Genomic DNA, 23,246 nt, shown 5'->3' with positions numbered 1-23,246 from the left:
ATTTCTTAAAAGCATTTAAAATATTTGAAGGAAATCGTCCAACAAATTCTATTTTATACGAAGTTTTAACACCAAAAGTTTTAGGAAATTTAATTGCGATGTACGAACACAAAATTTTTGTTCAAGGTGTAATTTGGAATATTTTCTCTTTCGATCAATGGGGAGTTGAATTAGGAAAACAATTGGCAAATGTTATTTTACCAGAGTTAGAAAATGATGAGCAAATAACTTCACATGATGCTTCTACAAACGGTTTGATAAATACATACAAATTCTGGAGAAAATAAATTCAGCCATTTTAAATAAAAAAAGCCTGTTGAAAAACAGGCTTAAAATTAACACATGAGGACAAAATTTACTCTACTAAATCTTATACACCCATGCTTATTTCAATATTTGTGCCAAAAGTAAATTTGACATAATCAATTATTATTTAACGGCTTTAATTTTTCCGTTCATTGTAGCAAAGTGTCCAGGGAAAGAACATAAGAAATCATACGTGCCTTCGTCTACCGTAAATTTGATTTGATCATTTTCTCTGCCTCCTAATAATTTTGTGTGTGCAATGATTTCTGATTGTAAATCAGTTGGAATATAATCTGTCGCTTTGGCAGAAGCTGCTTTATTTGCAAATGCAGAAGCATCAGAACCTGGTTTTAATAAAATAAAATTATGTCCCATCGCTTCTTTAGACATTTCACCTGTATTCATCAAAATTAACGTAACCTCTTCTCCTGCCTTTACTGTAAACTCTGTTTTATCAAAGCGCATGTCATCACTCGCCTTTAAAACAATATGATTATTTGTTGCTGGTGTTGAAGCTACTGTAGTTTCTGAATCCTCTTGCGGAGCAGTGCTGTAGTCTATTTCTGGTTGAGCAGATTCTTCATTTTTAGAACCACCGCAGCTCATCATAAAGACTGCTGCGAAACTCATTAAAACTATTTTTTTCATGATTCACTATTTTTGTTTGATATAAAAATAGTGAAATTCAGTTACTTAAAAAAGTTTATTGATTAATAAATAATCTGATTTAAAGCAGAGACTTGTTAAGGAATATCTAAATACTTGTGTGTCTGTAAAGAATATCTCCATTTTGGATTCTCTTTTACATAATCAATAATTAAAGGAAGGTTTTTGTCGCGTTTGCTCCATTCGGTTTGTAAAAAGAGTGTACAATCCTTTCCAACTCGTGCTGCTTGTTCTTCCGCAAATTTAAAATCATGATTATTAAAAACAATACATTTTAATTCATTTGCAGCTTCGCAAACCTCATCCAATGGCAGCATTAATTTTTTGGGAGAAAGACAAACCCAATCAATTTCTCCACTTAACGGATAAGCACCCGAAGTTTCGATATGAATACGGGCACCTTTTTCATGTAGTTTTTTTGTCAAATAAGTCAAATCCCACATCAAAGGTTCTCCTCCTGTAATGATGATAGTTTTGGCTTGTGAAGTTGCCAAGTCTACCAATTCATCAACATTAGTTAAGGGATGCTTTTCAGCATCCCAACTATCTTTAACATCGCACCAATGACAACCTACATCACAACCTCCTAATCGAATAAAATAGGATGCCACTCCAGTATACATTCCTTCCCCTTGAATTGTGTAGAAATGCTCCATAACAGGCAATAATTTACCTTCTTCTATCAATAGTTGTTCTTCTGCAGTTGTTGATGCAATATGTATCATAATTTTATTTTTTGTTGTTGTAAGCCAACAATGTGTTTTTTAATAACATTGCACGTGTCATTGGCCCTACTCCACCAGGAACAGGTGTAATCCACGATGCTTTTTCTTTTACATTATCAAAATCTACATCACCAGCCAATCTAAATCCTCGAGGATTAGTTTCGTCGTCAACACGTGTAATTCCAACGTCAACGATGACTGCTCCCTCTTTTACCATATCAGCTTTTAAGAAACCAGGAACACCCAAAGCAGTGATCACAATATCAGCTTCTTTTGTAAATTGTTCTAAATTTTGAGTTTTGGAGTGAGTTAAGGTTACCGTACTGTTTCCAGGGTTCCCATTTTTACTCATCAAAATACTCATTGGGCGACCAACGATGCGAGAACGTCCGATTACAACAGTGTGTTTACCTGTTGTATCAATGTTATAACGCTCTAACATTTCCATAATTCCATAAGGAGTTGCTGGTAAAAATGTTTCCATTTCTAATGCCATTTTTCCGAAATTCATTGGATGAAATCCATCTACATCTTTCTTTGGATCAATCGCATTAATTACTGCTTCTTGATCGATATGTTTTGGCAATGGTAATTGAACGATAAATCCGTCCAATGTATCATCATTGTTCCATTTTTCAATCTCTGTAATTAAATCTTCTTGTGAAATTGTATCTGGCAAACGTAATTCAGACGATTCGAAACCTACGAAATGACAATCCTTTATTTTATTGTCAACATACGTTTGCGAAGCGCCATTACTTCCTACTAAAATTGCCCCCAAATGTGGTACACGAACTCCTTGGTCCTTGTAATTCTGTACCAGCTCCTTGATCTCTTGTTTGATCTCTTTTGCCAGTTTAATACCGTCTAAAATTTGCATTGTTTTGTTGTGTTTGCGCAAAGATACGGACAAATTAGAAAATAAATAAAGATGTTGTGATGATGATTTTTGATTCAATAGAAAAACCACTTCTTTTTATGAAGTGGTTTTTGGTTGATAATAATTTTATGCTTGCTCTGGTAAAGTAAACGAATCGTCTTGATTCGGTTTATTTTTTCGGTGAGTTGATGGCTCGTCTTTTATGATTTGATGTTCATTTAACTGATGTGCCGCTGTAAAAGAAGTCACCATTGTATTCAACATTTCCGATGCTGCTGTTGGCGAATTAGGTAATAACACTAACTTGCTTCCAGATTTTTCTCCAATTGCTTGCAAGGTATCATAATGTTGTGTAACTACAATTAATGCAGAAGCTTCTTGAGACGTAATTCCTGCCCCATTTAATACATAAACAGATTCTAATAAACCTTTTGCAATTTCGCGTCGTTGATCGGCTATACCTTGTCCTTGCAAACGTTTTGACTCGGCTTCGGCTCTTGCTTTTTCAACAATTAAAATACGTGCCGCATCACCTTCGTATTGCGCAGCCAATTTTTCGCGTTCGGCAGCATTGATACGATTCATCGCATGTTTTACTTGTTCATCAGGATCGATATCGGTTACCAAAGTTTTGACAATTTCGTAACCATACGAATTCATCGCTTCTTGTAACTCTCCCTTTACAGCAACGGCTATATCATCTTTTTTCTCGAAAACATCATCCAAACGAAGTTTAGGAACTTCAGCACGAACAACGTCAAATACGAAAGATGTAATTTGCGTATATGGATTATCTAATTTGTAAAATGCATCATAAACTTGTGTTTTGATGACTTGATATTGAACCGAAACTTTTAATCGTACGAATACATCATCTTTTGTTTTTGTTTCAACGACAACATCTAATTGTTGAATTTTGAGTGACATTTTTCCTGCGATTTTATCAACAACTGGAATTTTGAATTGTAATCCAGGGTTACGAATACTGTTAAATTTTCCGAATCGTTCTATGATAACTGCAGTTTGCTGTTTTACGGTAAAAATGAATAAAAAGAGTACAATTATACCTGCAAATAATAAAAATCCTAATGTAGGTCCCATAGTTTTAGTGCTTAAAAATAATAATGGAATTAAGATAAGTATTTATTTTCAGAAAATATTCAGAATGAATTGATAATTGATTTTTAGACCAAAAAAAATTAGGAATGTTAACTTATAACATTCCTAATTCGAATTTTGCTTCTTCGCTCATCATATCTCTATCCCAAGGTGGTTCGAAGGTAATTTCTACGTAACATTTTGATACGTATTCTATTTCTTCTACGCGCTGCTCTACCTCTAAAGGCAAACTTTCAGCTACTGGACAGTTTGGAGATGTAAGGGTCATGGTAACTTTTACTTCACCATCTGCATTCACCTGTGCATCATAAACCAATCCCAATTCGTATATATCAACGGGAATCTCTGGATCGAAAACTGTTTTGAATTTTTCAACCAATTTTTCTCCAATCGAATCTAATTGTTGTTCTGTTAATGCCATTGTTATCAATTGTTATTGTTCTGCAAATGTACGAATAGTTTAGGTTACGTGGAATTTTTCTAAATAACTATTTTTAATGAGTTAAAATAAAATCTTTATAATGATAGAAAATCGCTTCTTTGGAGAACCCAAAAAAGCGATTTACAAACACGAAGAACTTTTTTAGATAAAAAGTTTTATCATTATATGGATTGATTATTATAAACCTAAAGTCCAGCCTTTTGCCCAATCTGGTGTAGCTGTTCCATTTCCAGCACCATTAGCGGTAGAACTTTCTGTATAAACAGCAGAAACATCTACTGTTTCATTCTTAGTATTTTTTCCAACAGATTTTGTAGTTACATTATCAAATTTGACATTAGTAGCTTTTAATTTTCCTGTAGTAATTGCTGCAATTGACTCATCTTGTTGAATATCAAAACCTACATTCCAGTTACTTAAAACTATGTTATCAAATGTACCTTGAGAACCTACTCGTAGCTTTATCCCTTGAGGTTCTGCTCCTTCTTTTCCTGCACCGATTAATGTCATATTTTTTATAGTAGGACTAGAGATTGGAGTTGCTAATGGATTATTAGAGTTGTTATCAGCTTCTATACCTCTATTTCCTGCATTTGTCTTTTTACCATACCAATTTTGTCCCGTTCCATTCCATCCTTCAGTCCAATCAAACATGTCATCCCCAACATCTTTATGGGTATTAACAACAACTAAATTACTCGCGTCTACTGTTCCGCCAAACCACTCAAATCCATCATCTGAACTTTCGTATGCTTGTACATTTTTTATAACTGTTCCTTTTCCAACTCCAAATAAAGATAAGCCATTAAACTCTTTATCTGCATTGTAAGCAAAACCAGAATACTCTATTCTTAAATATTGAATTGATCCAGAATTATCGTTGACATCACTTCCTCCGTAAGCCAATTCCCCACCTACTTCTGTTGTCGCTGTTGTTCCTTTGTTTATAGGAGCTTTACCAGCTAATACTAGTCCTCCCCATTTACCAGGAGCTTTGTTTGTAGCCGTCATAATAACTGGATTGCTTTCTGTTCCTTCTACAAATATTTTTGCTCCTTGAGCAATAGAAATAAATCTTACTTCTTCGTATGCTGTAGCAGAACTAGGATTTGTAGCTTCTATAACAACTCCTGGTTTGATTCTTAAAATTGCTCCTTCTCTTACAATTAAACGTCCTGTTAATTTGTAAGTTCCTGACTCCAATACGACCTCTCCTTTTGTTATTTCTCCTTTTAAGTTATTTCTATCTACAACGAAAGTAGATGGATCAGTTATTTCAGTAGAAGAATCATCATCGCTAGAACAAGATATAAATGTTGTTGAAACTGTTCCTACAAATAATGCTAATGTTAAAAGTTTAAAAAAAGATTTTTTCATGTTATTTGTTTTTGTTTTGTTTTCTTTTAAAAATTATAATTTACAGAAAGACCAAAGTTTGCCCCTCTTTTATATGAAACAGCTGTTACGTTACCTGTTGCGTTTTCTTGTACACGTTTAAATTCTGGATTAAGAATATTTCTTGCAGCAATGTTTATTCCTATGTTTTTATTTAACTTAGTTCGTAATATAAAGTCTAAAGACCCTATCCCTTTATCAATTAAGTTTCCTCTATTCTCATTGTTCAATGCATAAATTCGATCCGAGTAATAAGCATAAGAAAGTGTAGCCATAACTTCAGCTCCTCTCTTCCAAGATTTTACATAAGATACATCCGCATTAAGTAAAAAATCAGATGCTCCTGTCAAAGCAGCTTTAGGTGTAGTTAAATTTAAATTATACATCCCTTTTGTTTCTTTTCGTACCTTTTCAGCATCTATTTCTTGGTCAGTTTTCATGTAACTGGCATTTAAACCTGCTGACAATGTATTTTTGCCTTCTTGTCCAAAATTGAATATATTTTTTCTGATTTCTAACTCTGCTCCAACGACATAACCATAATCTCCATTAACCCAAGAAATATCATTTGTAGATGAAGCAATGACAACCTCATTAATTGGATTCTGAATATATTTTCCGAAACCTGCAATAGAAATTAATTCTCCATGAGATGGAAAAATCTCCCATTTTAAATCTACATTATAGTTATCTGATGCATAAAGAAAAGGATTTCCATATTTTGTTTCATTTACATCTTCATATAAAAACAATGCTTTTTCTTTAAATTGAGGAAGTGTATAGGTTTTCGATGCTCCGAAACGTAAGTTTTGTTTATTGTTGATAGCATATTTTACAATAAGACTCGGTAAGAAGTAGTTTTCGTCTAACATGTTAGAATTTAAGTCAGAACTTAACTGTGTTCTCCACGATATTTCTTGCAATATATTTTCGTAACGTAAACCAAGGACTGCACTTAATTTATCTGTTAAGTTATATTCCAAATTTGCATATCCGGCATGTATAGTTTGATCTCCATTATAAACCTGAGGAGCTAAAGTACCGCTATATGTCGTTGTACTAAAATATCCGTTATTATAGTTCGTTTCATTAAAAAAAGCATCCAAATTATTCGGGTCTATGACTTGTGAGTTGTTTAATCTGAAATTAAATTGTCTTGCTTCAAAATCACGATTCACAAAACGACCGTTATATCCCACTTTTACAAAACCTCTAGCTAATCCATTTGCAGATTCATTCAAACGATAGCTTAATCCTACATTTGCAGCATAACTCTTTTCTATTAAATTATGAAAATAACGATGATTATCGGTTGTAGAATTTTGAGCAAGCTGGTATTCATTTGTCGTTTTATTAAGTCGTAATGTGTTTTGTGTACGATCTGGCACATCACTTTCTATTTTATTAAAAGCTAATCCCCAATTCAGATCCAATTTATCTGTCAACTTATGATCTCCCAAAAGTTGGTTTACCATTAATTGGTTTTGTATATAAGTATTACGCTGGATTAATCCATTATCATCCTCAGCAATATCACGAATAAAACCATAGTATAAATCTCTTGATTGCTCAGAAGAATTAATAAATAAGAAATTATATTTGATACTATGATTTTTATTTATTTTATAATTCGCATTAAACATTCCTGTAGAATTTGTTTCATAAGAATATTTTTGATGAGGTACAAAAGATCTTAATCTTCCTCCTAATCCTCCTAAAGCATTAACTGTTTGATTTATACCTTCACGATAATCATAGTTACTATTAAAACTCGCACTAGCAAACACTCCTAGTTTTCCTTCATCTCCAATTCTAAAAGTTTTACCAGCTTTCAATCCAAAATTTGGCGCAATTGTACTCGACGTTGTTGGATTTAACTTCGTCTTAAATTGGTATGAATTCAAAGGGTTATTAGGAACATTTATTTTAGAAAAACCTGTCTTACTTGGTCCATCTTGTAACATAAAGTTACTCTCACCTATAGCATTTGTATTAACAGAAGTTCCTACAGAAATCTGAAATAGTCCTTTATCTTGGAAATCCTTTGATACTATATCTACAGCTGCCCCAGAAAAATCCCCCAACAGTTTAGGAGAATAAACTTTATCAACTGAGATATATTCTATAATGTCAGTATTAAAAAGACTTAAATCAATATTTTTATATTCTGGATCGTTAGATGGTAATGGTAAATTATTTAATGTTGTAGATATATAACGATCACCTAATCCTCTTACAAAAATAGAATTTGTACCTTCAAGCTTAGAAATTCCAGCTATTTTAGTCATTGCTGTTGCTGCATCACTTACTCCTTTTCGCTCTAGCTCCGCAGCACCAATATTCGTTACTATATTTACAGATCTTTTTTGCAAGTTCAAAAGATTTGCCTCAGCAGCTTTACTTCTTACACCTGTAATAACAGCCGTTGATAAATCAATTTTACCATCTTTGAAATCTTCTGGTTGCAAATACATATTTAATGTATTCGAATCTGTTAAATTCTGAGTGATCGTTTGATAACCATCGACTTTCATTTCCAATTGATACGTATCATCTGGAACAGAAATTTCGTAACGACCGTTTTCATCTGTTCTAGCTTGAATATCCAAGCCTTCTACTGTAAATGATTTTCCAGAAAGCGGTTGATTGGTTCTTTGATCAAATAGAGTTCCTTCTAATTTAATACTGGTCTGTGCAAATAATGCGGCTGACCCTAATAATAAAAGTAAAGTTAAATTGCGTTTCATTGCGATTGATAATTCGTGTTTGTTGATTGCAAAGTTGTTGTTTTTCAATGAAAAACATTTTTACAAATTGTAAAGCTTTTGTTAGGTAATTGTTATCAAATTATTGTAATTTTAAATGAATGTTAAGAAATATTTTTAAGTGATTTCTCCTAAAATTTAAGCTTAATTTTACATCGACTAATTTTATTTAGTTATTACAAACAATTATGAAGAACATTAAAATTTTATTAGTTGACGACGAACCAGATATCTTAGAATTTATTGGTTACAACTTAAAAAAAGAAGGATTTGAAGTAGAAACTGCTCAAAATGGAATTGAAGGCCTTAAACAAGCCAAAATTTTTCGTCCAGATTTAATTCTACTTGATGTCATGATGCCACAAATGGATGGAATGGAAATGTGTGCCGAATTAAGAAAACTTGACTCTTTTAAGGATACTTTAGTTGTATTTCTTTCTGCTCGCGCCGAAGATTTTTCTCAATTAGCAGGTTATGATGCTGGTGCAAATGACTACATTCTGAAACCAATCAAACCAAAAGTTTTAGTCAGTAAATTAAACGCTTTATTAAAGCTAAAACAACCTAATGAAGCTCCTAAAGATGAATACATCAAATTAAATAACTTCGAGATTAATCGCGAAACCTACAAAGTAAACTTTCAAGGAGTAGATTTTTTATTACCACGAAAAGAATTCGAATTGCTTGCTTTATTAGCTTCAAACCCGGAACGTGTTTTTAAACGCGAAGAAATTTTAGAAAAAGTTTGGGGGAACGAAGTTGTGGTTGGTGGACGCACAATTGACGTGCATATGCGAAAATTACGCGAAAAATTTGGGAACGATCGCTTCTCTACAATCAAAGGAATTGGATACAAAATAAATGACTAAAAGCTCGTAATGGCTTCAACTTTCAAAGTTCAAAACATCTTTTTATATGCCTTTATCAGTACATTATTTTTGGCTTTAGGATTTGTTTTGTTCTCATTTTTATGGTTTGGAAATATTCAATTTATTCTCCAAGAAAAATTATTTTTCATCAGTTTGATGATGCTTTTGTTGATTGGATTATCAATATTTTATTGGTTTTCTTTAAAAAATCAACGCAAAAAAGATTTTACCGAAATCTCTAAAAACATTCCTCAATTTCAATCTAATCATGTTGATTTTGAAGAACTTTCTCAGAAAATTTCAACAATAACAGAAGATCAATCGAAAGAAATTGACGTGTTGAATGAGCGCGAAAATTACCGAAGAGATTTTCTTGGAAATATTTCGCATGAATTAAAAACGCCCCTTTTTTCAGTTCAGGGATATTTATTAACCTTGATTGAAGGTGGAGTTGAGGACGAATCGATTCGAGATAAATATTTAAACCGAATCAATAAATCAGTTGATCGATTAATTTATTTGGTCAAAGATTTAGATATGATTGCTGAATTGGAACGTGGACGAATCAACATCGAGTTTTCGGTGTTTAATTTGACTGCACTTGTACAAGATGTGATTGATTTATTAGAAATTAAAGCAGAAAAAAATAACATCAAAATTTCGCTTAATTACCCTATTCATCAGCCGATAAAAGTGGTAGGTGATATTCAGAAAATACAACAAGTGTTGATTAATTTGATTGTAAATGCCATTAATTATTCGAATCCAAATACAGAAGTTTCAATTGATTTTGAGGAATATGATGATAAAATTCAAATTTCAATAAAAGATCAAGGTGTTGGAATAAAGCAAGAAGACATTGATCGAATTTTTGAGCGTTTTTATCGTGTTGATAAATCTAGAAACCGTAATAATGGAGGATCTGGATTGGGGCTTGCTATTGTAAAACATATCTTAGAAGCCCATCATCAAAAAATTTATGTGACAAGTAAAACAGGAAAAGGATCTACATTTTCGTTCTATTTGCAAAAAGCTTAATACGTTTCTTTTTTCTTCGTAAATTTTAAAGTGACATTATTCTTAAAGACTTTCAGCGTATCATTTTTAGCTTCTTTCCATAAAAAATAAGGAGGATGAATATTCAACACATTTCCTTTTGTTGCCAACGAATCATCGAACATTTCGGCATATAAAATTGTATCTTTTGATAAGAACAATTTATCTTGATTTTTAACCAAATAATATTCGTTTCTCAAATACATAGGATCTTTTACACGCAAAGTAGAATCTCTTGGATCTAAGTTCCATTTAATATGAATTGGATTAAAACCATCTTCATAGCCCACAAAAACACGTGTCGTATTTACAATATGTCGAATAGAAAAAATTAGAATAGAAAAAAATACAAGTATACCGATATAGTAAAATATCAATTCTTTTTTCATTGGTTTGGTTTAGGTGTTGATTATTAAGTTACAAATATCGTCTTTCTATCTCAAAAGATACATAAAAAATGTAAATTTGCACTAATTTAATTTTAATATAACTTCCAATAATGCAATATAATCCGAATGAAATCGAACCAAAATGGCAAAAGTTTTGGATTGAAGACAAGACGTTCAAATCTGATAATCAATCAGAAAAACCTAAATTTTATGTATTAGACATGTTTCCTTATCCGTCTGGTGCTGGCTTACACGTTGGTCATCCACTTGGATACATTGCATCTGATATTTATTCCCGATACAAAAAATTAAAAGGATTCAACGTTTTACACCCTATGGGTTACGATTCTTTCGGTTTGCCTGCAGAACAATATGCGATACAAACAGGTCAACATCCAGCTGTTACAACAAAAATGAATATCGAAGGTGGTGTTGATAAACAAGGAAATGTAATTGCAGGATACGAAAACCAAATGAAAAAAATTGGTTTAGGATACGATTGGGATCGTGAAATTAGAACTTCAGAACCTGAATATTATAAATGGACACAATGGATTTTTAATCAATTATTTGATTCATATTATGATCTTTCAACAAATAAAGCAGAACCCATTTCATCGTTAATTGAAACATTCAAAACTAAAGGAAACACAACGGTGAATGCTGTAAGTGATGAAGATACAGAACGCTTTACAGCAGAACAATGGAATGCATTTTCTGAAAAAGAACAACAAGCTATTTTATTAAAATATCGTTTAACATTCTTAGCAGAAGCCGAGGTAAACTGGTGTCCAGATTTAGGAACTGTTTTAGCGAACGATGAAGTAATAAATGGTTTATCAGAACGTGGTGGATTTCCTGTTGTGCGTAAAAAAATGACACAATGGATGATGCGTATCACGGCTTATGCAGATCGTTTATTAACGGATTTAGATAAAATTGATTGGCCAGAACCAATCAAAGATTCTCAACGCAATTGGATTGGTAAATCTAAAGGAGCGTCGATTTTCTTCGGAATTGAAGGTCATAATGATAACATTGAAGTTTTCACAACTCGTCCTGACACTGTTTTTGGGGTTTCTTATGTTACATTAGCACCAGAACATCCTTTGGTTTCTCAGATAACAACTGCTGAATACAAAACGAAAGTTGACGCTTATGTAGATTATACGTCTAAACGTTCGGAGCGTGATCGATTAGCTGATGCTAAAAATATTACAGGTGAATTTACGGGAGCTTTTGCTATACATCCATTTACAGGAAAACAAATTCCTATCTGGATTGGTGATTATGTATTAGCATCGTATGGAACAGGTGCTGTAATGGCAGTTCCTTCTGGTGATGAACGAGATTTTGCTTTTGCAAATCATTTCAATTTACCTATTATTAATATTTTCAAAGGACAAGATATTTCTGAAGCTGCTTTTACAGAAAAAGGTGGATTCGAATTACAAGATTCTGATTTCTTAAATGGATTAGGTTATCAACAAGCTGTTGAAAAAGCAATTGAAGCCTTAGAAGAAAACGGATTTGGAAAAGGAAAAACAAACTTCCGTTTACGTGAAGCTGTTTTCTCTCGCCAACGCTATTGGGGAGAACCAGTTCCTGTTTATTTCAAAGACGGAATGCCTTACACGATTCCTACAGAAGCCTTACCAATAATTTTACCAGAAGTGGACGAATATTTGCCAACTGCAGAAGGTGAACCACCATTAGGACGTGCAACAAAATGGGCATTTAACACAACTACAAACGAAGTAGTGGACAATAGTTTAATCAACAACGAAACTATTTTCCCTATCGAATTGAATACAATGCCTGGTTGGGCAGGTTCTTCTTGGTATTGGTTACGTTACATGGATGCTAAGAATGATAACGAATTTGTATCAAAACAAGCCGTTGATTATTGGCAAAATGTAGATCTGTACATGGGAGGTTCTGAACACGCAACTGGACACTTATTGTATTCTCGTTTTTGGCAAAAATTCTTATTTGACAAAGGATTTGCTCCAACGGAAGAATATGCAGCGAAATTAATCAACCAAGGAATGATTTTGGGAATGAGTGCTTTTGCTTACCGTATCAATGGAACAAATACATTTGTTTCGAAAGGTTTAAAAGATCAACACGAAACCACTCCAATCCATGTTGACGTAAATATGTTGAAAGATGGAGGGGATGAATTAGATACAGAAAAATTCAAAGCGTGGCGAGAAGATTTTGCAAACGCTGAATTTATTTTAGAAGACGAAAAATACATCACAGGTCGTGAAGTTGAAAAAATGTCAAAATCTAAGTTTAATGTAATTTCTCCAGATACTATTTGTGACGAATATGGTGCTGATGCGCTACGTTTGTATGAAATGTTTTTAGGTCCGTTAGAACAAACTAAACCATGGAATACACAAGGTATCTCTGGTGTTTCTTCATTCCTTAAAAAATTATGGAAATTGTACCATAATGGCGAAAACGAGAGTTTCTTCGTTTCTGATGACGAACCAACAAAAGAAGAAATGAAAGTTCTTCATCAATCAATCAAAAAAGTAGACGAAGATGTGAATAATTTCTCGTTCAATACATCGGTTTCTACCTTTATGATTGCAGTGAACGAATTAGGAAAATTAAAATCAAATAAACGCGCAATTTTAGAGCCTTTAGCAATTATTATTTCGCCTTATGCACCACATATTGCAGAAGAATTATGGTCTAAATTAGGTCACGAAACTTCTGTCGCAAAAGCCGACTTCCCTATTTTTGAAGAAAAATGGTTGATTGCAGATGCAAAAGAATATCCAGTTTCATTTAATGGTAAAATGAAATTCTTGTTAGAATTGCCTTTAACCTTATCAAAAGATGAAATTCAGGAAATTGTCATGAAAGACGAACGTACCATCAAACAATTGGGAGATCGTACTCCAAAGAACATTATTATTGTTCCTGGAAAAATTATCAACATCGTTGGATAAAAAAATTTTAGATACTAGATTTTAGTATTGAGAATATAGATAAAAGCCTCGCAAATGCGAGGCTTTTATATTGGAAAGATTTTTCGACAAACTCAGAAAGACAAGACTTAGAATAAAATTAAAAACCGCGTTAGGGATTGCAGTGGAAATCCTTTGCTGAATAGCAAAGATTGGAACGAAAAGCCCGCCCGAAGGGAACGCCCAAAAAAAATTAATATCTTAGTCCAAATAAATACGCAACATGAAATATTTACCAACGTTAGAGACGGAGCGATTGATTATACGCCCAATTACGATGGATGATTTGCACGATTTTTATGAAATGGATTCTCAACCCGAAGTGCACGTTTACCTAAAGGCTGAACCTGTAAAGACTATTGAGCAAACTCGCCAAATTATTGAAGATTTACAGCGTCAATACGATGAGTTGGGACATGGACGATTGGCAGTTGTGGTGAAAGAAACTGGTAAAATGATTGGTTGGACTGGTTTTAAATATATTATCGAAGAAGAGGCTATGAACAATCGCTTTGACTTTATTGATATCGGATATCGTTACCGAAAAGAAGCATGGGGAAAAGGTTATGCAACCGAAGCTGCGGAGGCTTGTATGGATTATTACAAAAAAAATATGTCGCATATTCAACTAAACGCGATAACACATGTTGACAACGAAGGTTCACGAAAGGTATTAGAAAAAATTGGTTTTGAAGTAACCGAAACTTTTCATTTTGATATTTGGGAGTTGGATTGTTACTGGTATGAGTTGAAGCAAGGAGAGTAAAAATTCCATCTTAATTGTTATTTAACAAAAAATAACAATTAAGATGGAGAATAAATTTTAGCGCAAAGAATTAATACCTCGTTTTCAAAACAATATTACCTAGTTCTTTTATTTCCTCTTGACTAGTAAAAATTGTATTCCCTTTTTTTGCAATCACTTCCCATGCAATAGTACTTACGACATCGTCCAAAACACCTGGTTCTGTAGCGTCGGAAACAATTTCAAATGTACGATCGTCCTTCATACGAACTGGCTGTTGGTAATCTTGGTGCACAATTAACAAATCTCCTCGACCATCAATAGCAGCTTGATAAATTTCTTGTAAATCTGTTAAGACTTGCCCTTTACTTACGGCTTCACTCATTTCTTCGATCGATTTTTTTCGATTTTGGTGTTGATAATTTTTAATAAATTCACCTGCAATTTCCATGTAGTCGTTTTGTTGCGTTGGTGAATTAAAATCGGTAGAAATATTTCCTAAGTATATACTAGGCGTATCTGCTTCGGCAATAAATTCACCATAATTATCATCCGTAGAAATGACCAAGCAACGTAAACTACCTTCCGGGTTTACACGCTGAACTGATTTATCTATCTGATTAAAGAAGTCTTTGATTTTGTTTTTCTGCTCGTCTGTTTTGCTAAATAAACTACTTAGGTTATAGTTATTTTCTGTAAATGGAAAATCATCATTTTCAATTTCTTGAACAATCGAATCATTGATGGCTTGATACAAGTGTACCCCTTTTTTTGTTAGGTACAGCACCAAATATTCAGTAACACGATTCATAACTTTAATAAGAGGTCTGATATGAAACGTTTCATCAATCCAAACACCTTCATGAGTTATTGGAATATCAGTACGTATAAATTCGAACGTGTCCTTTGAAATATAAATGTGTAAACTTTCTAAATTCTTATGTACTTCTAATTCTTCAGCTATATTTTCTAATTTTTCTAATATATCTGGAATTTCTCGTTTGGAGTGAATTTCCAATAATCTATCTTCCGCTTCTTTCGCTAAATTTTTTAGTTTGATTGCGTCTTGTTGGTTGTCTGGGCTCGTACGATGTGTATTGAATGCAATCGTAATACAAGGAGAGTTTTTTTCTGTTGCTAGCGTTAAAAGTTGTTCTTTAATACTCATAAATATTATTTTTATAAATGTTTATTATTCTATTAAGATATCTATAAATTTCTCAACAACAATTAATAACCAACACTTTAACAAAAAAAATAACATTTTCAAAAATATGTATCTTTATTAAAGATAAATGTTGGGTATTAACAAACTTCCTTGGCAAACCATTTTATATGAAAAAATTAATTTTAACAACTCTTTGTTTAGTTTTATCACAAGTCAATTTTGCTCAAAAAATTTCGACGAATGACTATGAAGTGAAAACGACTTTAGCTGATTTTAATCTAAAAGGAAAGGTTGAAAAAGTTGTTTCAACAGCTACAGATGCGAACGGAAATTCGACTACTTTACCATTTTTGGAAAATGAATTTTATAATCAGATTTCGTTAGAATTTAATTCGAAAGGTTTGTTAAAAAAACGGACCAATTATTTGGATTATCGAGGGAAATTAGCTGTTTATAACTATGTTAATAACGACTACAACAACTCGAATTTAATTGATAAACAAACGAATACAGTTATTAACAATAATGAAGATCCAAAACGAATTGCAGCAGACAAAACATTTGTTTATGACCATAAAAATCGCTTGATAAATTTGATTGAAAAAAATGAAGGAAAAACATCTAAATCGAGTTATGAAACCGTTTTTAATTATTCGAATAGGTTAGATAAAATCACAACAAAAGTAGAAGGTGCTACGATTTCTGAAAACAATTTGACTTATAATAAAAAAGGGCACTTGGTGTTGGATGAGATGACTTCTTTTGATGGAAAAAAAGGGCGAAAAATATACTATATCTACGACAAAGACACAGCTGTTTTTCAGGAAGAAGTTGCTGGAAACTCAAGCAAAATAATGTTCTTTGACCATGGAAATATTTCAAAACTACAATCATTTGATCACAATAAAATGTTGGTTTATCAGGCTGATTTTGATTCGAAAAATGAGATTGTCAACTTCAAGAAACAATCATTTCGAAATGGACAAAACTTCTTAACATCGTATCAAGTTTCGTATGAATATGATTCGAAAAATAATTGGATAAAAGCTTCTATTTCAACAGATGGTGAATTAAAATATAGTGTAAAACGCACAATTAATTATTATTAAACAAAAAAGGTTGAGCCTTGCTCAACCTTCTTTCCACAAATAAATAACACACTACTTTTTGATTACTTTGAAAGTAGAGTTGTTAACTTTTATGATATAAACACCTTTCAATAAAGAAGAAACATCCAATTGATTCTTCCCTTTTTGAAGTGTTTTCTCCGTAATTTTAGTTCCTGTAAGTGCAAAGATTTCTGCCTTAGATTCTTCTTTTGTTTCGATGAACAAGATATTATTCACAGGATTTGGGTAAACATTTATCAATGATTTCGTCAAATCATTTGTTCCTAAAACAGCTGTTGAAATTGAAATCGTTTGTGCGACTACTTTTCCATTCGAATTAAAAGAAAGTTTAATTTTAGCTGTTCCGTTTTTTAAAGGATTGATGACTAACTCATCTTTTTCATTGATAGAAATTTCCGCCACATTATCATTTTCGAGAATTTCTAAATCTTTAACAATTGCAATTGCCAAATTATCTTCATCGGAAACTTTATCCTTTAAGTCAATTACTGTTGGAGAATTGATGTGATATGTTGTTTCTAACTCATTTATCTTCGGTGCAGCGTTATCTGGAAAAACGGGCAATGATTGAAACCAATAATAATCTTCTAATTGAATTGTATTAGTTAAATTTCCTTTGTTGTCAAATTTGTGAATCCAGTTTTTTTGATAATGACTTCCAAAACCACTTTCTGTTGTTGTTACAATTAACTCATCTGTAACAGGATCAACACGTAAACCTGCTCCATAAATAGCTTGTTTATATTGTTCATCTTGACCAGGAATCGTAGCAAAATTTTCGTTAAACTCGTTTTTATCCACATCATATTTCACCATTGTTGGACTAATAGACCAACCAGCACCAGGGAAAAAGTAAATTGCATTCTCTTGGGATGAAGCACTAAAACTACCTGCGTTCCACGCTCCCCATGTGTTTGGGATGGTTTTCGTAGGAATCGCAACTTCGGATGTTGCTAAACTAACAGGGTCTATTTTAACTAACTTATTCGCCAAAGCTCCCCAAACATTCCCATCTTTTGTTTGTACAACAGAAATAAAATTTCCTGTTATCGTTTGCTTTATTGTATGCGCTTTAGGATCGATAACTAAGATTCCACCTTTTTGAGTAACAGCAAAAACATAAGTCGATGTACGAATCATATTCGCCAACGCACCAACTTTATCAGTACCTTCGATTAATGCTCCTTGCACCATGTTTTCAATATCAAATAAATATAGTCCGCTCGTAGTTCCTATATATCCTGTTTTAGTATCTACACCCACAAAACTTCTTCCATCTCCACCAATGTTAGTAAAGCTCGCTTTTTGTTCTAAATTTTTAGCATCTGCGACAACCAAACGATTTCCTTGTTTTGAAACAATATAAAAATTGTCACCATAAATTGTTGCAAAAGGAGGCGTGACACCTAATTCTTCGTTTGGATTAGCCGTTTTGTAAATGTTATAATCAACTGTATGATCTTGATTCAAAAAATTGATTGTTCCATTTGAATGACCAAACCAATCTTCGTTCAAGATAAAAACACCGTTTGTGTATTCCTTTGTTTGTGCAAAACTTGTTTGTATTGCTACGATCGAAATAATTGAAAGTAAAAGTTTTTTCATGTATTGTTTTTAAGATATCCGAAACCATTATCAATTGATTCATGGCTTCGGATGAAAAATATTTAAAAATGTTATGTTATAAATGTAAATCGTAAGCTCCAGTTACTTCAGTCGAGATTTCGCCTAACCACCCCGCTTCCTGATTAGTTCCTGTGTAAATTTTGATAAAATCTATTCCCATTAATTTGACAGGGTTTCCATTTTTATCGACAGCCCAATCAATGTCAATGTTTGAATCCTCCGAATCATTTTGAGCATTATCTGCATAACCATATGCATATTGTTTTCCTGTCCAAATTCCATTGTTTTCGGTATAATTATTAGGTAAAAGTGTTCCTGAAAATTTCAGTTCATTTTGCTTATACCATAATGGATAATACGATTGCTTATGGTAAATATTCTTGGTTTTAAACCCTGAATTCCCTTGATTATCGGTCCATTTTATATATTCAGGATTTGGAATTACATCTTCAACAGTTGGTTTTTGAAAAACAATCGAATAATTTTTGATTGTGTTTGGATTTTGATATTCGCTTCCTGCGATTTCGTACCATTCATCTTCGTCAGGTTTACCATTTTTATTTTTATCATAGGCAACCATGATAATTCCTGGCTCAGATGATCCAGCAAATCCATTTCCTAAAACTTTGAAATCGCGTTTATTCGCGTGATTCATAATTGTATGATCAAAACCAAAAACGACATAACCACCAAATCCACCTAATGTGATCATTCCGCCTTCTTTGCCAATTAACTCTTTTCCTGCTTTAGCCGTCATTTCAACTTGTGTATCCCCTTCTACATATGCTGGAAGTTTATTCACAAACTGTCCCACTGATGGCAAATAATCAAAAACTTGTGCGATGTATTTACTATAAATAGACGTTTCTTTGTTTACCTTAATTTTCGTAGAAACGTCTACATTATATTTTCCTTTTAATTCTAATGTTAAATTATATTCTCCTTCTATATCTGATATGTATTGTAAGTCTTTTAAACTTCCAATTACTTCTCCATTTTGTTTCCATGTATATGAGTTAAATGTTTCATCATCTAAATCTGGTTTAATATCATATAGCTTTAATCGATCAAAAGAGTATTTACTTTCTAAAACATCTTTAACTTTTAAATTTGAAACTGCTGAATCCTTTTTTAAATTATTCTTAACAATTAATTTTAATTTATAATCTCCAGATTTCAATGGAATAAAGTCCAATTTTTCTGTTGTAGAAATAATTGAATCTCCTATTTTCCAAGTATAAGTTGCGTTATCAAATCCTTGAGTATTCGCTTCTATATTTAGATTCTTAAATCGAGTAACTTCATACTCGCTTTTTAATGCAACATCATATAAAGAAGTATCAATTGATTCATCATCTGAACAACTGTAAATTCCAACTACTCCCAAAGAAATAATTGAATAAAGTAATATAGATTTATTTTTCATATGTAAATTTTATTTGTAAACAAAGGCAAAATGAGCTGGAATATTTCCTCCTGCAGTTTTCCATTTAAACACGCCATTTTTATCAAAACAATACACATAACCCATCGAAACATAGTTTCCAACATCGGTAATAAAAATGTCTTTTGTCTTTGGGTTTATGGCGATTCCATAAGGTGTTTCGATAGTATTAATCACAGGATCATTCACCAATGTTTTGTTGATAACTTGTTCTGTTTTGGTATCGATTACGCCATAAGATTTGGTGTATTCGAAAGTTGTATAGCTAAATTCATTCGAATAATAATACAGCTTGTCATCATCAATTGTAAAGTTAGAAACTGGAATATCAAATTTCTTTTTGATTTGATGTGTCTTACTATCAATTACAAAAAGATTAGATGAAATATCTTTATAATTACCACGAGAAGTGACATACAAATCGCCATCAGCATCTTTTTTGATACGATGAAGATTCACTTCAACATCTATTTTTTTTGTTTCTTTAAATGTTGACAAGTCAATAACCGAAATAGTTCTATCATAATCTGGAACTCTATACCCACCAGAATTTGCAACATATAAATTATTTCCAACCACTTCCAATTCATCTGGTTGATACCCAACAGTCACTTGACGCGTAACGGATAAATTAATCGTATCAATCTCTACTACTTTTCCTAAAGGCGCTTTCGGGTCAAGCGTGACTGGACCTGCATACGAAGTAGCATACGCCTTTCCATTTGCAAATGTGATGTATCGCCCATTCTCTAAAGGAATTGTTCCTAAATGCTTCGCAGTTTTAACATCCATTACTTCGATAAAATTGGACACATTGATTACCGCATATAGCTTGTTACCATAAATCTTAATATCATTTCCAACATCGCCCAATTCTTTTACTACTTCAGGGTTTGCTGAAGCATAAATGTTTCGATTATACACACCTGTTTTAAAATCCATATAATCTATTGTCGCCATATTGCTTCCCATCTTTCCTTCGTTCAGTAAATAAAATCCAGCCACATCTGTTTCTTCTGGAGTTGTTACACCATCTACTTCACTTTCGATTAAATACGTATCTTGCTGACATGCATAAAAAGTGGTTGCTGTTAATAAACAGACGAATAATTGTTTAAAATATCTCATAAATTTGCGCTTAATATAAATTTGAATTGCCTCCCTGGCATTGGATAATTGTAAATCACATCGTATTGTTGATTCAAGACATTGTTTAATTCAAAAGAAATTTTGAACGAATTTTGATTTAATTTAAATTCTTTATGCACGCCCAAATCATTTGTAAACCAAGGATTAAGTCGATTATATTTATTATTATCTTGATGCACATTGTATCGTTCGCCCACATAAATAAAACTGTAATTGAAATTCCACGTTTTGTATGAAGCGCCTAAAACAAAGGATCCGCTATGCTTGGCTGTATATGGAATTTGATTTTTGTAGTAACTTTTTGTAGGACTTGAATAATCTAACGCTTCTAAAAAACCATAGTTCAACATTGGCGAAAACTCTATCTCACCAAAACTAAATGTTGATCGCAGTTTAATATCCAATCCTTTCATCCTTGTTTGACCAAGATTCATCATTGTAAATCGAAACAAACTGCCCGAAGGAACAGCTACAATTTTATCGGTAACTTCGTTGTAGTAAGCATCAGCTTGAATGGAAATATTTTTGAAGAAACGATGAAATGATTTAGAATAGGTAAATCCCACATTATATTGTGTAGAAAATTCTGGTCGAAGATTAGCATAACCAATACTCGTGTAATATAAATCGTTGAACGTTGGCATTCTAAAAATTCGCTTATAAAATGCTCTAATGTTAAAATCGTGTGATTTGAATGGTTGGTAATTTGCAATAATCGTTGGTGTCCAAATAGTTTTATCTTGTGCGCTTGTATTTTTTTCGACCGATTCTTTCACAAAAGTTCCCAATAAACTTCCTTGTAAACTCAAACGATTCATACGATAAGTTGAAGCAAAAGCAATCAAATTTGTGTGACGAGTTGGATATGAAAATTCTTTTAAATCAGCATCTAAATTGTTAAACTGATAGTCAGTTGCAACGTTCACATCCCACTTATCGCTAATAGAATATAGATTTGCCCACGAAACATAAAACTCCCGTTGAATGTATTTATTTTCATTTTTTACGGTAGAAACGGTATCTGTAAAATGTGTAAAATCGTATGCAAACTTTGCATTAATCTTCGACTGAAAATTTTTGAAACGTTTTTCGAATTTTCCCTGAACAAAATAATTTTTATCAACTAATGTTTGTCCGCGCCCATCAAATCGACCTCTTACAATTGCTGCTGGTATTCCCCGATCCGAATCAAACAAATAACCTTTTACATTCCAATTGCATTGATTTCCTTTTCCGAATAATCCCAATTCAACACGTTTCGCGTCAACTTGCCCATCTCGACGTCTCAAAACTGTATCATATGCTGTAGAACCGTCCATATTTTTTCGTTGATAACGAAATTTATACACTCCATTCGTTTTGATATATTCAGCGCTTAAAACTGCTGATAAACGATCAGAAATCTTTTGTTCAATTCGTGTTGAAGGGTTAATTAATTGAATAGAGCCTAATTTATATCGAAGTGTAATATTAGTACTTTTGTTATCTCTAAAAACAGGCTTCTTAGTTTCTAAATAAATTGCATTAGCTGACGCATAATCTTTTGCTGATTGAAAAATATTACTTTTTTGACCAATGTATAACGAAATAACTTCCATATCGTCCAACGAAAATTTTCCTAAATCTATAATTCCGTTCTGCGCATTTCCCAATTGAATACCATCATAAAACACTCCAACATGCTGAGAGCCCATTCCACGAACATCAATTGTTTTCAATCCACCTACCCCACCGTAATCTTTGATTTGTACACCAGAAAAGAAACGAACAGCGTCGGCAACAGAATGGCTATTCAAAGCCTGTAATTGCTCTCCCTTTAATTCTTGAACAGGAACTACAGTTTTAGTATTTGTCGTTGAAATATCAACCTGTTGAAGCTCTAAAATACTATCACGAAAAATTTGCGCATAGGCAATATTACATGAAAGTAAAATCAAGCTGCAACAATAAATTATAGTTTTTAGATTTCTCATTTAGCAATAATTAATTGTTGCTAACGAGAGTGTATGAAGTCAGTACATAGGCATTTACCTATCCCAAAATTGTTCTTCACGCTTCAGTCCCCGAAAGCATTAACATATCATTTTGGTAGGTCTTCTGACTTACTCCTTTTTTAGAAAATCCTTCCCATTCACAAAGAACAGTGGATAATTTATATTCTAAAAAATATGGAGCTTACAGCAGCGGGTCTGTTCAGGATTTTCACCTGATTCCCTGTTACCGAACTATTACGCTCGCACCAAATGTTAACCAAAAATAAAGTTATTATTTTGAATAAACAATTAAATTTTTATTCAAAATATAAATCAATTGCATATATTCTATAAAATTTCTTTCTGGGCGTTCCCTCGCCAACAAAATTATAATTAAATAGTAAAAAATTCCTAC

18 protein-coding genes, 1 pseudogene and 1 riboswitch are annotated in these 23,246 nt (G+C 32.6%); of the genes and pseudogenes, 6 read left to right on the top strand and 13 right to left on the bottom strand.

The window, feature by feature from the left end; all coding sequences use genetic code 11:
• A pseudogene (gene pgi, locus Q0616_RS06385) lies at nucleotides 1–287 on the top strand (glucose-6-phosphate isomerase); the annotation flags it as partial.
• A 142-nt stretch (nucleotides 288–429) separates the two neighbouring features.
• Here pgi and Q0616_RS06380 read toward each other — a convergent pair.
• The 7 genes from Q0616_RS06380 to Q0616_RS06350 all read right to left on the bottom strand — a co-directional run bounded on the left by Q0616_RS06380 (nucleotide 430) and on the right by Q0616_RS06350 (nucleotide 8,328).
• Nucleotides 430–954 (bottom strand): plastocyanin/azurin family copper-binding protein, encoded by a 525-nt coding sequence (locus Q0616_RS06380; RefSeq protein ID WP_171623899.1) that lies wholly within the window; start codon nucleotides 952–954, stop codon nucleotides 430–432.
• A gap of 95 nt (nucleotides 955–1,049) precedes the next feature.
• Entirely contained in the window at nucleotides 1,050–1,697 is a 648-nt protein-coding gene (locus tag Q0616_RS06375; protein ID WP_171623898.1) for a 7-carboxy-7-deazaguanine synthase QueE, read from the bottom strand.
• 4 nt (nucleotides 1,698–1,701) lie between these two features.
• Nucleotides 1,702–2,577, bottom strand: a complete 876-nt coding sequence (locus Q0616_RS06370; RefSeq protein ID WP_171623897.1) for a bifunctional 5,10-methylenetetrahydrofolate dehydrogenase/5,10-methenyltetrahydrofolate cyclohydrolase — start codon at nucleotides 2,575–2,577, stop codon at nucleotides 1,702–1,704.
• Nucleotides 2,578–2,703: 126 nt separating this feature from the next.
• Nucleotides 2,704–3,678 carry an SPFH domain-containing protein gene (locus tag Q0616_RS06365; RefSeq protein ID WP_298775888.1) on the bottom strand — a complete coding sequence of 325 codons (975 nt, stop codon included), beginning with the start codon at nucleotides 3,676–3,678 and terminating at the stop codon, nucleotides 2,704–2,706.
• A gap of 112 nt (nucleotides 3,679–3,790) precedes the next feature.
• Entirely contained in the window at nucleotides 3,791–4,117 is a 327-nt protein-coding gene (locus Q0616_RS06360) for an iron-sulfur cluster assembly protein (protein ID WP_171623559.1), read from the bottom strand.
• Between the two features lie 198 nt (nucleotides 4,118–4,315).
• On the bottom strand, nucleotides 4,316–5,515 hold the full coding sequence (locus tag Q0616_RS06355) for a hypothetical protein (protein ID WP_171623558.1): 1,200 nt from the start codon (nucleotides 5,513–5,515) through the stop codon (nucleotides 4,316–4,318).
• 26 nt (nucleotides 5,516–5,541) lie between these two features.
• Nucleotides 5,542–8,328: a TonB-dependent receptor gene (locus Q0616_RS06350; protein ID WP_298775884.1), complete on the bottom strand. Its 2,787-nt coding sequence runs from the start codon at nucleotides 8,326–8,328 to the stop codon at nucleotides 5,542–5,544.
• A gap of 158 nt (nucleotides 8,329–8,486) precedes the next feature.
• Here Q0616_RS06350 and Q0616_RS06345 point away from each other — a divergent pair, with 158 nt between their 5' ends.
• Together Q0616_RS06345 and Q0616_RS06340 are read left to right on the top strand one after the other, a co-directional pair.
• A complete protein-coding gene (locus Q0616_RS06345) occupies nucleotides 8,487–9,167 on the top strand; it encodes a response regulator transcription factor (protein WP_298775883.1) in 681 nt (226 codons plus the stop codon).
• 9 nt (nucleotides 9,168–9,176) lie between these two features.
• A complete protein-coding gene (locus tag Q0616_RS06340; RefSeq protein ID WP_171623556.1) occupies nucleotides 9,177–10,205 on the top strand; it encodes an ATP-binding protein in 1,029 nt (342 codons plus the stop codon).
• Here the strand turns inward: Q0616_RS06340 and Q0616_RS06335 are convergent.
• Complete coding sequence (locus Q0616_RS06335) at nucleotides 10,202–10,612, bottom strand: hypothetical protein (RefSeq protein WP_225542461.1); 411 nt, start codon at nucleotides 10,610–10,612, stop codon at nucleotides 10,202–10,204. The genes Q0616_RS06340 and Q0616_RS06335 overlap by 4 nt on opposite strands.
• A 110-nt stretch (nucleotides 10,613–10,722) precedes the next feature.
• On the opposite strand from Q0616_RS06335, the gene leuS reads away from it, so the two are divergent.
• Together leuS and Q0616_RS06325 are read left to right on the top strand one after the other, a co-directional pair.
• Nucleotides 10,723–13,578: a leucine--tRNA ligase gene (leuS, locus tag Q0616_RS06330; protein ID WP_298775882.1), complete on the top strand. Its 2,856-nt coding sequence runs from the start codon at nucleotides 10,723–10,725 to the stop codon at nucleotides 13,576–13,578.
• 241 nt (nucleotides 13,579–13,819) lie between these two features.
• The gene (locus Q0616_RS06325) at nucleotides 13,820–14,362 is read left to right on the top strand and encodes a GNAT family N-acetyltransferase (protein WP_225542459.1); all 543 of its coding nucleotides are present in this window, start codon (nucleotides 13,820–13,822) and stop codon (nucleotides 14,360–14,362) included.
• A 70-nt stretch (nucleotides 14,363–14,432) separates the two neighbouring features.
• Here Q0616_RS06325 and Q0616_RS06320 read toward each other — a convergent pair whose 3' ends face one another.
• Complete coding sequence (locus Q0616_RS06320; protein ID WP_286483191.1) at nucleotides 14,433–15,509, bottom strand: hypothetical protein; 1,077 nt, start codon at nucleotides 15,507–15,509, stop codon at nucleotides 14,433–14,435.
• Nucleotides 15,510–15,676: 167 nt separating this feature from the next.
• Between Q0616_RS06320 and Q0616_RS06315 the strand changes: the two genes are divergently transcribed.
• On the top strand, nucleotides 15,677–16,618 hold the full coding sequence (locus Q0616_RS06315) for a hypothetical protein (protein WP_286483189.1): 942 nt from the start codon (nucleotides 15,677–15,679) through the stop codon (nucleotides 16,616–16,618).
• Nucleotides 16,619–16,669: 51 nt separating this feature from the next.
• On the opposite strand, the gene Q0616_RS06310 is transcribed toward Q0616_RS06315, so the two are convergent.
• The 4 genes from Q0616_RS06310 to Q0616_RS06290 form a co-directional block, all read right to left on the bottom strand.
• A complete protein-coding gene (locus Q0616_RS06310) occupies nucleotides 16,670–18,244 on the bottom strand; it encodes a DUF5074 domain-containing protein (protein ID WP_298775875.1) in 1,575 nt (524 codons plus the stop codon).
• Between the two features lie 76 nt (nucleotides 18,245–18,320).
• Entirely contained in the window at nucleotides 18,321–19,691 is a 1,371-nt protein-coding gene (locus tag Q0616_RS06305; RefSeq protein ID WP_317619451.1) for a PKD-like domain-containing protein, read from the bottom strand.
• A gap of 9 nt (nucleotides 19,692–19,700) precedes the next feature.
• Nucleotides 19,701–20,837: a DUF5074 domain-containing protein gene (locus tag Q0616_RS06295; RefSeq protein ID WP_298775873.1), complete on the bottom strand. Its 1,137-nt coding sequence runs from the start codon at nucleotides 20,835–20,837 to the stop codon at nucleotides 19,701–19,703.
• Nucleotides 20,834–22,831: a TonB-dependent receptor gene (locus tag Q0616_RS06290; RefSeq protein WP_298775871.1), complete on the bottom strand. Its 1,998-nt coding sequence runs from the start codon at nucleotides 22,829–22,831 to the stop codon at nucleotides 20,834–20,836. Before Q0616_RS06290 ends, Q0616_RS06295 begins: the two co-directional genes overlap by 4 nt.
• Before the next feature lie 96 nt (nucleotides 22,832–22,927).
• Nucleotides 22,928–23,117: riboswitch (cobalamin riboswitch) on the bottom strand.
• Nucleotides 23,118–23,246: the final 129 nt, after the last annotated feature.

This window comes from uncultured Empedobacter sp. (assembly GCF_937930195.1).
Classification (GTDB): Bacteria; Bacteroidota; Bacteroidia; order Flavobacteriales; family Weeksellaceae; genus Empedobacter; species Empedobacter stercoris.
The sequence above is the reverse complement of the archived record's forward strand: the minus strand, read 5'-3'. Positions and strand labels throughout refer to the sequence as shown.